Consider the following 16276-nt stretch of genomic DNA (forward strand, 5'->3'; position numbering starts at 1 on the left):
TGGAACCTCCACGAGCTCACCCGCGACCTCGACCTGTCGGCGTTCGTTCTCTTCTCCTCGGCCGCCGGTGTCTTCGGCGGCCCGGGTCAGGGCAACTACGCGGCCGCCAACGTGTTCCTGGACGCCCTCGCCCAGCACCGCCGGGCGCATGGCCTGGCCGGTACCTCGCTGGCTTGGGGTCTGTGGGCCGATTCCAGCGGAATGACCGGTGAGCTGGACGACGCGGATGTGTCCCGGATGAGCCGGGGTGGCGTCGTGGCGTTGTCGGCCACCGAGGGTCTGGAGCTGTTCGACACCGCGTACCGCACGGACGAGCCGCTGCTCGTACCCGTACGCCTGGACCTGGCCGTGATGCGTGCCGAGGCGGCGTCGACCGGTGTGGTGGCGCCGCTGCTGCGGGGGCTGGTGCGGGTTCCGGCGCGGCGTGCGGCGGAGGGTGCGGCGGCGTCGGGTGCGCTGGCGCGGCGGCTCGCCGGGCTGAGTGAGGCCGAGCAGCTTGACGCCCTGCTGGACCTGGTCCGTACGCAGGTCGCGGCCGTACTCGGCCATGACTCGCTGGACACCGTCGAACCGCATCGTTCCTTCCGTGAGCTGGGCTTTGACTCGCTGACGGCGGTGGAGTTGCGGAATGTGCTGGGTGCGGTGAGTGAGCTGCGGCTGCCCGCGACGCTGGTCTTCGACTATCCGACGCCTGCGGTGCTGGCGGAGTTCCTGCGTGCGGAGGTTGTGGGGGCTGCGGCTGCGGTGGCGGGTCCGGTGGTGGTGTCGGCCGCCGATGATGAGCCGGTTGCCATCGTGGGTCTGGGCTGCCGCTACCCGGGTGGGGTGGAGACTCCGGAGGATCTGTGGCGGCTGGTCATGGAGGGCCGGGACGCCATTTCCGAGTTCCCCACCGACCGTGGCTGGGATCTGGACGGGCTCTACCACCCGGACCCCGACCACCCGGGCACCTCGTACTCCCGCGAGGGCGGCTTCGTCGACCGGGCGGGCCACTTCGACCCGGCGTTCTTCGGGATTTCGCCACGTGAGGCGTTGGCGATGGATCCGCAGCAGCGGTTGCTGTTGGAGACGTCGTGGGAGGCGTTCGAGCGGGCGGGAATCGACCCGGCCGTGCTGCGCGGCAGCCGTACTGGCGTGTTCGCGGGCGTCATGTACCACGACTACGCGTCCTCGCTGCCGGCACTTCCGGAGGGCGTGGAGGGATTCGTCGGTACGGGTAATGCGGCGAGTGTGATTTCGGGGCGGTTGGCTTACACGTTTGGTCTTGAGGGGCCGACGATCACGGTGGATACGGCGTGTTCGTCGTCGTTGGTGGCGTTGCATCTGGCGGTGCAGGCGTTGCGGAGTGGTGAGTGTTCGCTGGCGCTTGCGGGTGGTGTGACGGTGATGGCGACTCCGGCGCCGTTTGTGGAGTTCAGTCGTCAGCGTGGGTTGGCTGCTGATGGGCGGTGTAAGGCGTTCTCGGCGGATGCGGATGGTACGGGGTGGTCCGAGGGTGCGGGCATGCTGTTGGTGGAGCGGCTGTCGGATGCGCGGAGGAATGGTCATCCGGTGCTGGCGGTGGTGCGGGGCAGCGCGATCAATCAGGATGGTGCGTCGAATGGTTTGACGGCGCCGAATGGTCCGTCGCAGCAGCGGGTGATTCGTCAGGCGTTGGCGAATGCGGGTTTGTCGGCGTCCGAGGTGGATGCGGTCGAGGCGCATGGCACGGGGACCAGCCTCGGCGATCCCATTGAGGCGCAGGCGCTTATGGCGACGTATGGCCAGGAGCGGGAGCCGGAGCGGCCGTTGCTGCTGGGTTCCATCAAGTCGAACATGGGTCATACGCAGGCCGCTGCCGGTGTGGCGGGCATTATCAAGATCGTCATGTCGATGCGGCATGGTGTGTTGCCGCGAACGCTGCACGCGCAGGAACCGTCGCCGCATATTGACTGGTCTGCGGGTGCGGTGTCGCTGCTGCAGGAGTCGGTGGAGTGGCCGGAGTCCGGGCGCCCCCGACGCGCTGCGATCTCGTCGTTCGGCTTCAGTGGCACCAACGCGCACACGATCATCGAGCAGGCCCCCGAGGCCGAACCGACGGAGGCCCCCACGGCCCCGGTCGCCCAGCCGTCCGTTCTGCCGTGGCTGCTCTCCGGCAAGAACGCCGACGCGCTGCGCGCCCAGGCCGGGCGGCTGCTCGCCGATCTCGACCGGCGGTCCGACGTCTCGCTCACCGACCTCGGCTACTCGCTCGCGACCACGCGCGCCGCGCTGGACCACCGCGCGGTCGTGGTCGGCGCGGACCGTGCTGGGCTGGTCGCGGGTCTGGAGGCGCTGGCGGGCGGCGAGTCGGTCGCCGGGCTGACGCAGGGCTCGGTGGCCGATGGCAAGGTGGCGTTCCTGTTCACGGGGCAGGGGAGTCAGCGGCTGGGGATGGGGCGTGAGCTGTACGACGCCTTCCCGGTGTTCGCGGAGGCGTTCGACGCGGTCTGCGAGGAGCTGGACGGACACCTCGAACGGCCGTTGAAGACGGTGCTGTTCGGGGAGGACGCCGAGGCGCTGGACCAGACCGGATTCACCCAGCCCGCGCTGTTCGCCATCGAGGTGGCGCTGTTCCGGCTGGTGCAGGCGTGGGGTCTCAAGGCGGACTTCCTCTCCGGCCACTCGATCGGTGAGCTGGCCGCCGCGCATGTGGCCGGTGTTCTCTCGCTCGCCGACGCCGCCAAGCTGGTGGCGGCCCGTGGGCGGTTGATGCAGGAGCTGCCCGCCGGTGGCGCGATGATCGCCATCCAGGGCTCCGAGGACGAGGTGCTGCCGCTGCTCACCGAGCGTGTTTCGATCGCCGCGCTCAACGGCCCGTCGTCCGTGGTCATCGCGGGTGACGAGGACGCGGCGGCTGAGATCGCTGCCGGTTTCGAGGCGCAGGGTCGGAAGACCAAGCGGCTCACGGTCAGCCACGCGTTCCACTCCCCCCGTATGGACGGGATGCTGGAGGCGTTCCGCGAGGTGGCGCAGGGGCTGTCGTACGAGGCCCCGCGCATCCCGATCCTCTCCAACCTCACCGGCACCGTCGTCTCCGCCGAGGAGATCACCACCCCCGACTTCTGGGTGCGCCACGTCCGCGAGGCCGTCCGCTTCCTCGACGGTGTCCGCACCCTCGAGGCCCAGGGCGTCACCACCTACCTCGAACTCGGCCCCGACGGTGTCCTCACCGCCATGGCCCAGGAGTGCGTCACCGACGCCGACGCGGCCGCCTTCGCCGCCGCACTGCGCAAGGACCGCCCCGAGGCCGAGGCGCTGACGGCCGCCATCGCGCGGGCCCACGTCCGAGGCGTGGCGGTGGACTGGAAGGCGTTGTTCGCGGGGACCGGTGCCCAGTGCACCGAGTTGCCCACGTACCCCTTCCAGCGCGAGCGCTACTGGCTGGAGGCTCCCGCCGGGACCATCGGCGATGTGGCCTCGGCCGGTCTCGGCGCGGCCGATCACCCGCTGCTGGGCGCGGCGGTGGATCTGCCCGACTCCGAGGGTGTTCTCTTCACGGGCCGGCTTTCGCTCCGTACCCACCCCTGGCTGGCCGACCACGCCGTCATGGACACCGTGCTGCTGCCCGGAACTGCCCTGGTCGAGCTCGCGGTTCGGGCCGGTGACCAGGTCGGCTGCGATCTGTTGGACGAGCTGACCCTCGAGGCGCCGCTGGTCCTGCCGGAGCGCGGCGGGGTGCAGCTCCGGGTCGCCGTGGACGAGCCCGACGGGCCCGAGGGGCGGCGCCCGCTGACCGTGTACTCGCGGCTGGAGGACGCCACCGACGAGCCGTGGATCCGGCACGCCTCCGGTGTGCTCATGGTCTCCGGCTCCTCCGGGGTTCCGACCGTCCCGGCGGAGTGGCCCCCGGCCGGTGATACGGCTGCCGCTGCCACCGCCGACCTCGAACCGCTCGACGTGGACGTGGCCGGGCTGTACGACGGCTTCGCCGCCCTCGGCCTCGCCTACGGCCCGGTGTTCCAGGGCCTGCGCAAGGCGTGGCGGCGCGGGGACGAGGTGTTCGCCGAGGTGGCGCTCGACGAGGACCGGCAGGGCGAGGCCCGTGCGTACGGGCTGCACCCCGCGCTGCTGGACGCCGCGCTGCACACGGTCGCGCTCGGCGGGTTCTTCCCGGCCGAGGAGGCGGGCCAGGCGCGGCTGCCGTTCTCGTGGGACGCCGTACGGCTGCACGCGGTCGGCGCGACCGCGCTGCGGGTGCGGGTCTCCCCGGCCGGGCACGGCGCGGTGGCGCTGGAGATCAGCGACGAGGCCGGTACCCCGGTGGTGTCGGTCGGTTCGCTGGCGCTGCGGCCGTTGGACGCCGAGCAGTTCGCGGGCGCTCGTACCGCACACCACGAGGCGCTGTTCCGCGTCGACTGGGCCGTACTGCCCACGCACGCAGCGTGGCAGCGGCCGGAGGACACCGCCCTGTGGGCCGTCCTGGACGGCTTCGGCGGTGGCGATCTGAAGCTCACGGCCGCGCTGACGGACGCGGACACCGGTATCGAGGCCGAGACGTACGCGGGGCTCCCCGCGCTCGCCGAGGCGGTGGAGGCCGAAGGCATCGCGCCCGATGTGGTCCTGGTGCCGTGCCTGCCCGACCTGGGCATGCCCGGGGACACCACGGGGGCCGCGCACACCGTCGTCCGGCGGACGCTGGCGCTGGTCCAGGAGTGGCTCGCCGACGAGCGGTTCGCCGACTCCCGGCTGGTCCTGCTCACCCGTGGCGCCGTGGCCGTGACCACCGGCGACGACGCGGGGGCCGAAGCGGCCGAGGGCGTCGAAGGGGCCGAGAGCGTGGACGACCTCACGCACGCCGCGGCCTGGGGTCTGGTGCGCTCGGCGCAGGCCGAGCACCCGGGCCGGTTCGTCCTGGTCGATGTCCAAGGAGACATCGACGTCCAGGGAGACATCGACGTCCAGGGAGACATCGACGTCCAGGGGGACATCGACGTCCAGGGTGACATCGACATCCACGGCGCCCTGGCCCGCGGCGTCCCCGCGCACACGGGTGCCCCCGCCCGCGGCGCCCCGGCCACCGACGCCTCCGCCCACGACAACTCGCCCACCACCCCCCACGGCTGGCTCCCCGTCCTCGTGGCGGCGCTGCGGACCGACGAGCCGCAGCTCGCCGTGCGCGCCGGGGTCGTCCACGCGCCGCGGCTCGCGCGGGTGGCGGCCCTGGATGAGGCGGCCGTGCCCGGCCTGGACCCGGCGGGCACCGTGCTGGTCACCGGCGCGTCCGGCACCCTGGGCGGGGTGCTGGCCCGCCATCTGGTGACCGAGCGCGGCGCCCGGAGGCTGCTGCTGACCAGCCGCCGGGGCGCGGAGGCGGCGGGCGCCGCCGAACTCGCCGCCGAACTCACCGAGCTGGGCGCCGAAGCCCGCTGGGCGGCGTGCGACGCGGCCGACCGCACCGCCCTGGCCGAGGCCATCGCGTCCGTCCCCGCCGACCACCCCCTCACCGCCGTGATCCACGCGGCGGGTGTGCTCGACGACGGGATCATCGAGTCCCTCACCCCCGAGCGGGTCGCCCACGTCATGCGCCCGAAGGTGGACGCGGCGTGGAACCTGCACGAGCTGACCCGGGACCTCGACCTGTCCGCGTTCGTGCTGTTCTCCTCGGCCGCCGGTGTCTTCGGCAACCCGGGGCAGGGCAACTACGCGGCGGCCAACGCCTTCCTGGACGCGCTCGCCCAGCACCGCCGCGCCCGGGGCCTGCCCGCCGTCTCCCTGGCCTGGGGCCTGTGGGAGGACGAGGGCGGCATGGCCGCGACCCTCGCGACCGCCGACCGGCAGCGGATGAGCCGCGGCAGCATGGGCGCGCTGAACAACGCCGAGGGCCTGGCCCTGTTCGACGTGTCGGGCCTGGCCGGACATCCGGTGTTGATCCCCGCCGCCCTGGACATCGCCGCCCTGCGCGCCCAGTCCACGGCCGGAGTCGCCCCGCTGCTGCGCGGGCTGATCCGTACTCCCGTACGGCGGGCCGCGGTCGGTGGCGGCGGCGGGGCGGACGAGGCGGCGAGCCTCGCCGAGCGGCTCGCGGGCTTGTCCGCGGCCGAACGGGACCGCTTCCTGATCAACCTGGTCTGCGGCCAGGTGGCCACCGTGCTCGGCTACGGCAGTGCGGCGGCGATCGAACCCGGCGCGGCCTTCAAGGAGCTGGGCTTCGACTCGCTCACCGCCGTCGAACTCCGTAACCGGCTCGGCGCGGCCACCGGCCTCCGGCTGCCCGCCACGCTGATCTTCGACTACCCGACCCCCGATGCCCTGGCCGACCATCTGCGCGCGGAACTCCCGCACGGGGACGGCGGCGGCCCGTCGGTGTTCGGCGAACTCGACCGGCTGGAAGCGGCCCTGGCGGTGGCCGCGGACGACAGCGTCACCCGCTCCAGGATCACCATGCGCCTCCAGGCGCTCCTGGCGAAGTGGAACGACGCCCAGGACGCGACCGGCGACGGCGACACCGACGACCACGACCTCGAATCCGCGACGGACGATGAGCTCTTCGACCTGCTCGACGACGAACTCGGCTCCTCCTGAACGGGAGCGTTCTGAACCCATGGAACCCATGAGCACCACCTCCCTCTTCGCAAGGAGCCGACGCAATGGTGAATAACGAGGACAAGCTCCGGGACTACCTCAAGCGGGCCACCGCCGATCTGCGTCAGGCCCGTCGGCAGCTCCGCGAGGTCGAGGAGCGGCACCAGGAGCCCATCGCGATTGTCGCGATGAGCTGCCGCTACCCGGGTGGTGTGCGTACCCCCGAGGAGCTGTGGCGGCTCGTCCTGGACGGCGAGGACGCGATCTCGGGCTTCCCCACGGACCGTGGCTGGGACGTCGAGTCGCTCTATGACGCCGACCCCGACCAGGCGGGTGCCAGCTATGTGAACGAGGGCGGGTTCCTCTACGACGCGGGCGGCTTCGACCCGGCGGTCTTCGGGATCTCACCGCGTGAGGCCATGGCGATGGACCCGCAGCAGCGGCTGCTGCTGGAGAGCTCCTGGGAGGCGTTCGAGCGGGCCGGGATCGACCCGACCGGGCTGCGCGGCCACCGGACCGGTGTGTTCGCGGGCGTGATGTACCACGACTACACCTCGCGGCTGGACTCCGTGCCCGAGGGCGTCGAGGGCTTCCTCGGCACCGGCAGCTCCGGCTCCATCGCCTCGGGCCGGGTGTCGTACACCTTCGGTCTCGAGGGCCCGGCGGTCACGGTCGATACGGCGTGCTCGTCGTCGCTGGTCACCCTGCACATGGCGGTGCAGGCGCTGCGCAACGGCGAATGCTCGCTGGCGCTCGCGGGCGGTGTCACCGTGATGGCCACACCCTCGACGTTCACCGAGTTCAGCCGCCAGCGCGGACTCGCCGCCGACGGCCGCTGCAAGCCCTTCGCCGCCGCCGCGGACGGCACCGGCTGGGGCGAGGGCGTGGGCATGCTGCTGGTCGAGCGGCTGTCGGACGCCCGCCGACACGGTCACCCGGTGCTGGCCATCGTGCGTGGCTCGGCCATCAACCAGGACGGCGCGTCCAACGGTCTGACGGCGCCCAACGGCCCGTCCCAGCAGCGCGTCATCCACCAGGCGCTCACCAACGGCCGCCTCTCCGCCGCCGATGTGGACGCCGTCGAAGCACACGGCACCGGTACGACGCTGGGCGACCCGATCGAGGCGCAGGCGCTGCTCGCCACCTACGGCCAGGAGCACACCGAGGACCAGCCGCTGCTGCTCGGCTCCATCAAGTCCAACATCGGGCACACCCAGGCCGCCGCCGGTGTCGCCGGAATCATCAAGATGGTCATGGCCATCCGCCATGGCGTGCTGCCCAAGACGCTGCACATCGACGAGCCGACCCCGCATGTCGACTGGTCGGCGGGCGCGGTGTCGCTGCTCGCCGACACCACCCCCTGGCCGGAGACCGATCACCCGCGCCGCGCCGCCGTGTCCTCCTTCGGCTTCAGCGGCACCAACGCCCACACCATCCTGGAGCAGGCCCCCGCCGAGGAAGCCGAGGAAGCAGAGGAAGCCACCGAGGCACCGGCGGCCCCGACGAAGCGGCTGGACATCCTGCCGTGGGCGGTGTCGGGCAAGAGCGCGGCGGGGCTGCGCGCCCAGGCCGAGCGGCTGCTGGCCCACCTCGAGGCCGACCCGTCCCTCGGCCCGGTGGACGTGGCCCTCTCGCTGACCACCACCCGGGCCCAGCTCGACCACCGCGCCGTGGTGCGCGGCCACGACCGTGACGAACTGCTGGCCGGGCTCACCGCCCTGGCCGAGGGCGGCATGGCGGCGGGCGTCGCACAGGGCTCCGTCGTCGGCGGCCGCACGGCGTTCGTGTTCCCGGGGCAGGGTTCGCAGTGGGCCGGTATGGCGGTGGGGCTGATGGACGCCTCGCCCGTCTTCGCCGCCCGTATTGATGAGTGTGCCGCCGCGCTCGCGGAGTTCACCGACTGGTCTTTGGTGGAGGTGCTGCGGGGCGCGGAGGGCGCGCCGTCGCTGGAGCGGGTGGATGTGGTCCAGCCGGTGCTGTTCGCGGTGATGGTGTCTCTCGCGGAGCTGTGGCGTTCGCTGGGCGTCGTCCCGGCGGCCGTGGTCGGCCACTCGCAGGGTGAGATCGCCGCCGCGTGTGTGGCGGGGATTCTGTCGTTGAAGGACGCGGCCCGTGTGGTGGCGCTGCGCAGCCAGGCGATCGGCCGGGTGCTGGCGGGCAAGGGCGGCATGGTGTCGGTGGCGCTGCCGGTGGCCGATGTACGGGAGCGGATCGCGGCCTGGGGCGAGGAGCGCATCTCGGTGGCCGCCGTCAATGGGCCCTCCTCGGCGGTGGTTTCGGGCGAGCCCGAGGCGCTGGAGGAGCTTCTGGCGTCCTGCGAGGCCGATGAGGTGCGGGCGCGCCGGGTGCCGGTGGACTACGCGTCGCACTCGGCCCAGGTCGAACTGCTCCGCGAGGAGCTGCTGGAGCTGCTGGCCCCCGTACAGCCGAAGAACGCCCAGGTGCCGTTCCTCTCCACCGTGACGGGGGAGTGGGTCGAGGGCCCGGAGCTGGACGCCGAGTACTGGTTCACCAACCTCCGCCGCACGGTTGAGCTGGAGGGCGCCGTTCGTCGGCTGCTGGACGAGGGCTTCGGTGCGTTCATCGAGTCCAGCGCGCACCCGGTGCTGACGATGGGTGTGCAGGAGACCGCCGAGGACGCGGGCCGCGAGGCCGCCGCGATCGGCTCGCTGCGCCGCGACGAGGGCGGTCTTGACCGCTTCTGGGCCTCCGTCGGCGAGGCCTGGACGCGGGGCGTCACCGTGGACTGGGCCGGGGTGTTCGACGGTACGGGTGCGACCCGCGTCGAGTTGCCCACGTACGCCTTCCAGCACCAGCACTACTGGCTCGAGGCGGGCAGCCCCGCCGCTGCCGCCGCCATCGCCGCCGACCCCGTCGAGACCCGCTTCTGGGAGGCCGTCGAGCGCGAGGACTGGCAGACGCTCGCCGCCGAGCTGGACGTCGACGGCGACGAGCGGGTCAGCGCGCTGCTGCCCGCCCTGGCATCGTGGCGCAAGCAGGCCCGTGAGCAGTCCACGGTGGACGGCTGGCGTTACCGCGTCACCTGGAAGCCGCTCGCCGACGGGCAGTCCGCGCGGCTGACCGGCACCTGGCTCGTCATCGCCCCGGACACAGAGGACGCAGAGGACGCAGAGGGCACAGGGGACACCGAGAACACCGGGGCCGCCTGGATCGACGCCGTGGCCGGTGTGCTCGCCGTACGCGGCGCCGACGTACGGCGGATCGCCGTGAACACCGCCGCCGACGGCCGTGACGAGCTCACCGAGCGGCTGCGCGCCGCGCTCGCGGAGACCGACGGCATCCCGTTCACCGGGGTGCTGTCGCTGCTGGCCCTCGACGGCCGTGCGCACCCCCGGCACCCCTCCGTCCCGGCCGGAGTGGCGGCGCAGCTCGCGCTGGTGCAGGCCCTCGGCGACGCGGAGATCGGCGCGCCGCTGTGGTCCGCCACCCGTGGCGCGGTCTCCGTCGGCCGCGCGGATCTGCTGGACTCCCCCGAGCAGGCGCTGGTCTGGGGCCTGGGCCGGGTGGCCGCGCTGGAGCACGGCGAGCGCTGGGGCGGTCTGGTGGATCTGCCCGGGGCGCCCGACGAGCGGGCGCTGGCCCGGCTGGTGACCGTGCTGGCCGGGGCCGAGGAGGAGGACCAGGTCGCGATCCGCGCCACCGGGCTGCTCGTACGCCGTCTGGTGCGCGCCCCGCTGGCCGCCACGCCCGCCGTACGGTCGTGGAAGCCGTCCGGTACGACGCTGGTCACCGGCGGTACGGGCGCGCTGGGCGCCCATGTGGCGCGCTGGCTGGCCGGCAACGGCGCCGAGCACCTGGTGCTCACCAGCCGCCGTGGCCTGGACGCCCCGGGCGCGGCGGATCTGCGGTCCGAACTGACCGAGCTCGGCGCCAAGGTCACCATCGCCGCGTGCGATGTGGCCGACCGCGCCCAGGTCGAGGCGCTGCTCGCGGACATCCCCGCCGAACACCCGCTGACCGCCGTCGTCCACACGGCCGCCGTGCTGGACGACGGGGTGATCGAGGGCCTGACCCCGGACCAGGTGGACCGGGTGCTGAAGGTCAAGGTGGACGCCACCCGCCATCTGCACGAGCTCACCCGGGATCTGGACCTGTCCGCGTTCGTGCTGTTCTCCTCCTTCGCGGCCACCTTCGGCGCGCCCGGCCAGGGCAACTACGCCCCGGGCAACGCCTTCCTCGACGCCTTCGCCGAGCACCGGCGCGCCCAGGCCCTGCCCGCCACCTCGCTGGCCTGGGGCCCGTGGGGTGAGGGCGGGATGGCCGAGGGCGGCGTCGGCGACCGGATGCGCCGCCACGGCGTCATCGAGATGGCGCCGCGCGCTGCCGTCACCGCGCTCCAGCACGCGCTGGACCGCGACGAGTCGGTGCTCACCGTCGTCGACATGGAGTGGAAGCGCTTTGTTCTCGCCTTCACCTCCGGCCGCTCCCGTCCGCTGCTGCACGACCTGCCCGAGGCGCGGGACGTCATCCAGGACATGGCCGGGGACACCGAGGCGGACGGCGCGGGCGCGGTCGCCCTCGCGCAGCGGCTCGCCGGGGTGCCGGAGGCCGAGCAGGAGCGGCTGGTGCTGGAGCTGGTGCGCACCGCCGTCGCGGCCGTCCTGGGCTACGCGGGCGCCGACGACGTCGAGGCGGGCCGGGCCTTCAAGGAGCTGGGCTTCGACTCGCTGACCGCCGTCGAGCTGCGCAACCGGCTCAGCGCCGCCAGCGGGCTGAAGCTGCCCCCGACCCTGATCTTCGACTACCCCACACCGACCGTGCTCGCGCGTCATCTGCGCACCGAGGTCGCGGGCGGGCAGCGGGCCGCCGTGGCCGCGCTGCCGACCGGGGCGGCGCTCGCCGACGACGAGCCGATCGCCATCGTCTCCATGAGCTGCCGCTTCCCCGGCGGGGTGCGCACCCCCGAGGAGCTGTGGCAGCTGCTCGCCTCCGGTGGCGACGCGCTGTCGGAGTTCCCGGGCGACCGCGGCTGGGACATCGAGTCGCTGTACAACCCGGACCCGGACGCGCAGGGCACCAGCTACACCCGCGAGGGCGGATTCCTCACCGGGGCCGCCGACTTCGACCCCACCTTCTTCGGGATCTCGCCGCGTGAGGCCATGGCGATGGACCCGCAGCAGAGGCTGCTGCTGGAGACCTCCTGGGAGGCGTTCGAGCGGGCGGGCATCGACCCGGCCACGCTGCACGGCAGCCCGTCCGGTGTCTTCGTCGGCACCAACGGCTCCGACTACTCCATCGTCATGCGCAACAACACCGAGGGCTACGAGGGCCACCTCGCCACCGGCAGCGCCGCGAGCGTCGTCTCCGGCCGCCTCTCGTACACCTTCGGCCTGGAGGGCCCGGCGGTCACCGTGGACACCGCGTGCTCGGCGTCGCTGGTGGCGCTGCACCTGGCCGTCCAGTCGCTGCGCCAGGGCGAGTGCTCGATCGCGCTCGCGGGCGGGGTGACCGTGATGGCCACCCCGGGCACGTTCATCGAGTTCAGCCGCCAGCGCGGACTGTCCTCCGACGGCCGCAGCAAGGCGTTCTCCTCGGACGCGGACGGCTTCAGCCCGGCCGAGGGCGTGGGCATGCTGCTGGTCGAGCGGCTGTCGGACGCGCGCAAGAACGGTCACCCGGTGCTGGCCGTCGTCCGTGGCTCGGCGATCAACCAGGATGGCGCGTCCAACGGCCTCACGGCGCCCAACGGTCCGTCCCAGCAGCGGGTCATCCGGCAGGCGCTCGCCAACGCCCGGCTGTCCGCCTCAGAGGTGGACGTCGTGGAAGCACACGGCACCGGTACGACGCTGGGCGACCCGATCGAGGCGCAGGCGCTGCTCGCCACCTACGGCCAGGAGCGGCCCGACGGGCAGCCCCTGCTGCTCGGCTCCATCAAGTCCAACATCGGCCACGCCCAGGCGGCCGCCGGTGTCGCGGGTGTGATGAAGCTCGTGCTCGCGCTGCGCCACGGTGTGCTGCCGGAGTCGCTGCACATCGTCGAGCCCACCCCGCATGTGGACTGGTCGGCGGGCGATATCGAGCTGCTGACCGGGGCGCGGGAGTGGCCGGAGACCGGCCGTCCGCGCCGGGCCGCCGTATCCTCGTTCGGCTTCAGTGGCACCAACGCGCACGCCATCATCGAGCAGGCGCCCGCCGAGGAGCCGGGTGAGGCCGAGCCGGTGACCCGGCGGCTCGGCGCGCTGCCGTGGACGGTGTCCGGCAAGAGCGAGGCGGCGCTGCGCGACCAGGCCGCCAAGCTGCTGGCCCACCTCGACGCCGACCCGGCCGCGCGCCCGCTGGACATCGGGCACGCGCTGGCCACCACCCGCGCCGCCTTCGACCGGCGCGCGGTGCTGGTGGGCACGGACCGGGACGATTTCGTCCGGGGTCTGGACGCCCTCGCTAGGGGGCAGGTCCTGCCGAACCTGGTGCAGGGGGCCTCAATCGGGGGCAAGGCCGCATTCGTGTTCCCAGGACAGGGGTCACAATGGGTAGGCATGGCCGTGGGGCTGTTGGATGCTTCACCGGTGTTCGCTGCCCGTATTGATGAGTGTGCTGCCGCGCTCGCGGAGTTCACCGACTGGTCGTTGGTGGAGGTGCTGCGCGAGGCGGAGGGCGCACCGTCACTGGAGCGGGTGGACGTTGTTCAGCCGGTGTTGTTCTCCGTGATGGTTTCGCTCGCGGAGCTGTGGCGTTCGCTGGGTGTGCGGCCGGCGGCCGTGGTCGGCCACTCGCAGGGTGAGATCGCGGCGGCCTGTGTGGCGGGGATCCTGTCGCTGAAGGACGCGGCCCGTGTGGTGGCGCTGCGCAGCCAGGCGATCGGCCGGGTGCTGGCGGGCAAGGGCGGCATGGTGTCGGTGGCGCTGCCGGTTGCGGATGTACGGGAGCGGATCGCGGCCTGGGGCGAGGAGCGGATCTCGGTGGCGGCGGTCAACGGGCCGTCGTCGGTGGTCGTCTCCGGTGAGCCCGAGGCCCTCGACGAGCTGGTCGCCGCGTGTGAGGCGGATGAGGTGCGGGCGCGGCGGGTGCCGGTGGACTACGCGTCGCACTCCGCGCAGGTGGAGTTGCTCCGCGAGGAGTTGCTGGAGTTGCTGGCGCCCGTGGAGCCCAGGGCGGCCGAGGTGCCGTTCCTCTCCACCGTGACGGGGGAGTGGGTCGACGGTTCCGAGCTGGACGCCGAGTACTGGTTCACCAACCTCCGTCGCACCGTCGAGCTGGAGAGTGCCATCCGGCGGCTGCTGGACGAGGGCTTCGGTGTGTTCATCGAGTCCAGTGCCCACCCGGTGCTGACGATGGGTGTGCAGGAGACCGCCGAGGACGCGGGCCGCGAGGCCGCCGCGATCGGGTCGCTGCGCCGTGACGAGGGCGGTCTTGACCGCTTCTACACCTCGCTGGGCGAGGCGTGGACGCGTGGCGTCGGCGTGGACTGGGAGGCGGTGTACGAGGGGACGGGCGCGGCCCGCGTCGAGCTGCCCACGTACGCCTTCCAGCACCAGAGCTACTGGCCGCAGGCGGCCGGCACCCCGGCCGACGAGTCGGGCGCGCCGTCCGACGCCGTGGACGCCCGCTTCTGGGAGGCCGTCGAGCGCGAGGACCTGGAGTCGCTGGCCGACACCCTCGCGTTCGAGGACGACGGTGAGCGGTCCTCGCTCGGCGCCGTCCTGCCCGCCCTGGCGTCCTGGCGCAAGCAGGCCCGCGAGCGGTCCACCGTGGACGGCTGGCGCTACCGAGTGACGTGGACCTCGCTGACCGAGCGCCAAGCCCCCCGGCTGTCCGGGACCTGGCTGCTGGCCGTGCCCGAGTCCGCCGCCATCGACGACTGGACGCTCGGCGCGGTGCGGATGCTCACCGAACGCGGCGCCGAGGTGCGGCAGATCACCCCCACCGCCGTGGAGTCGGACCGCGCGTCGCTGACCCGGCTGGTGCGCGAGGAGCTGGCCGACGCCGGAGCCGTCTCGGGTGTGCTGTCGCTGCTCGCCTTCGACGCGGGCACCGCGCCCGGCACCGACGGTGTCAGCGCCGGGCTGGTCGGTACCGCCGTGCTGATCCAGGCCCTCGGCGACGCCGGGGTGGACGCGCCGCTGTGGTGCGCCACCCGGGGCGCGGTCGCCATTGGCCAGACGGACCAGGTGGAATCCCCCGAGCAGGCGCTCGTCTGGGGCCTCGGCCGGACCGCCGCCCTGGAGTACCCGGAGCGCTGGGGCGGTCTGGTGGACCTGCCCGAGGCGCCCGACGAGCGGGCGCTGGCCCGGCTCGCCGGGGTGCTCGCCGGGACCGACGGCGAGGACCAGCTCGCGGTGCGCCCGGCCGGGGTGTTCGCCCGCAGGCTCGCCCACGCCCCGCTGGCCGGCGCGCCCGCCGTACGGTCGTGGAAGCCGTCCGGTACGACGCTGGTCACCGGCGGTACGGGAGCGCTGGGCGCCCATGTGGCGCGCTGGCTGGCCGGCAACGGCGCCGAGCATCTGGTGCTCACCAGCCGCCGTGGCCTGGAGGCCCCGGGCGCTGCCGAGCTGCGGGACGAGCTGACCGAGCTGGGCACCGAGGTCACCGTCGCCGCGTGCGACGTGGCCGACCGCAAGGCCGTCGAGACGCTGCTCGCCGCCATCCCGGCAGACCGGCCGCTCACGGCGGTCATGCACGCCGCGGGCGTCCTGGACGACGGCGTACTGGACGCGCTCACCCCGGAGCGGTTCGCCACCGTCCTCGGCCCCAAGGCCGACGCGGCGCGCCATCTGGACGAGCTGACCCGCGCTCTGGACCTGTCCGCGTTCGTGCTGTTCTCCGGTATCGCGGGCACCCTCGGCGACGCCGGACAGGGCAACTACGCGGCGGCCAACGCCTATCTCGACGCGCTGGCCGAACGGCGCCGCGCGGCGGGTCTGCCCGCCACCTCGGTGGCCTGGGGCCGCTGGGGCGAGACGGGTCTGGCCGCCGACGGCGCCATCGGCGAGCGGCTGGACCGGGGCGGTGTCCCGGCGATGGCCCCGTACGCCGCGATCACGGCGCTGCAGCGGGCCCTGGACCACGCCGACACGGTCGTGGCCGTCGCCGACATCCAGTGGGACCGCTTCGCCTACGGCTACACGGCGGTCCGCCCCAGCCCGCTCATCGGCGAGCTGCCCGAGGTCCGGCGGCTGCGGGAGACCGGCGGCCCGGCCGGTGAGCCCGGCGCGGCCTCCGACGGGTCCCCTGCGGACGCGCTGCGCAAGCGGCTGGCCGGGATCTCCCGGGCCGAGCAGTCCCTGGTCGTCCTGGAGGTCGTGCGCACGAACGCGGCCGCCGCGCTCGGCCACTCCTCGACCGACGAGGTCGGCGCCGGGCGGGCGTTCAAGGAGCTGGGCTTCGACTCGCTCATCGCGCTGGAGCTGCGCAACCGGCTGACCGCCGCCACCGGGCAGAAGCTGCCCGCCACGCTGGTCTTCGACTACCCGACCCCGGCGGCGCTCGCCGAGTTCCTGTGCGGCCGGATCGTGGGCGACGGCGGCACGGCCGCGGCGCCCGGACTCGCGGAGCTCGACGCGCTGGAGTCCGCGCTGTCCGTCCTGGACCCCGACAGCGAGGCCCGGGACGACATCGCGGCCCGGCTGCGGGACCTCGCGGCGAAGTGGGCGGAGCCCCGTACGGCCGATGCCGAGGCGGCCGACGGCGACAGCGGCACCGTGACGGAGAAGTTGCAGGAGGCGACGCCCGACGAGGTCTTCGCCTTCATCGACAAAGAACTCGGAATCTAAGG

At 73.3% G+C, this 16276-nt stretch carries 2 protein-coding genes; both read left to right on the plus strand.

What is annotated here, in order from left to right:
* Nucleotides 1-6543 (plus strand): SDR family NAD(P)-dependent oxidoreductase (locus tag ACFXB5_RS38650; protein ID WP_385217348.1); only part of this gene is annotated, 6543 nt, incomplete at its 5' end.
* A 68-nt stretch (nt 6544-6611) separates the two neighbouring features.
* Nucleotides 6612-16274: a type I polyketide synthase gene (locus tag ACFXB5_RS38655; RefSeq protein ID WP_385217354.1), complete on the plus strand. Its 9663-nt coding sequence runs from the start codon at nt 6612-6614 to the stop codon at nt 16272-16274.
* The last annotated feature ends 2 nt before the right edge of the window (nt 16275-16276 follow it).

This window comes from Streptomyces sp. NPDC059455 (assembly GCF_042750115.1).
GTDB classification, from domain to species: Bacteria; Actinomycetota; Actinomycetes; order Streptomycetales; family Streptomycetaceae; genus Streptomyces; species Streptomyces endocoffeicus.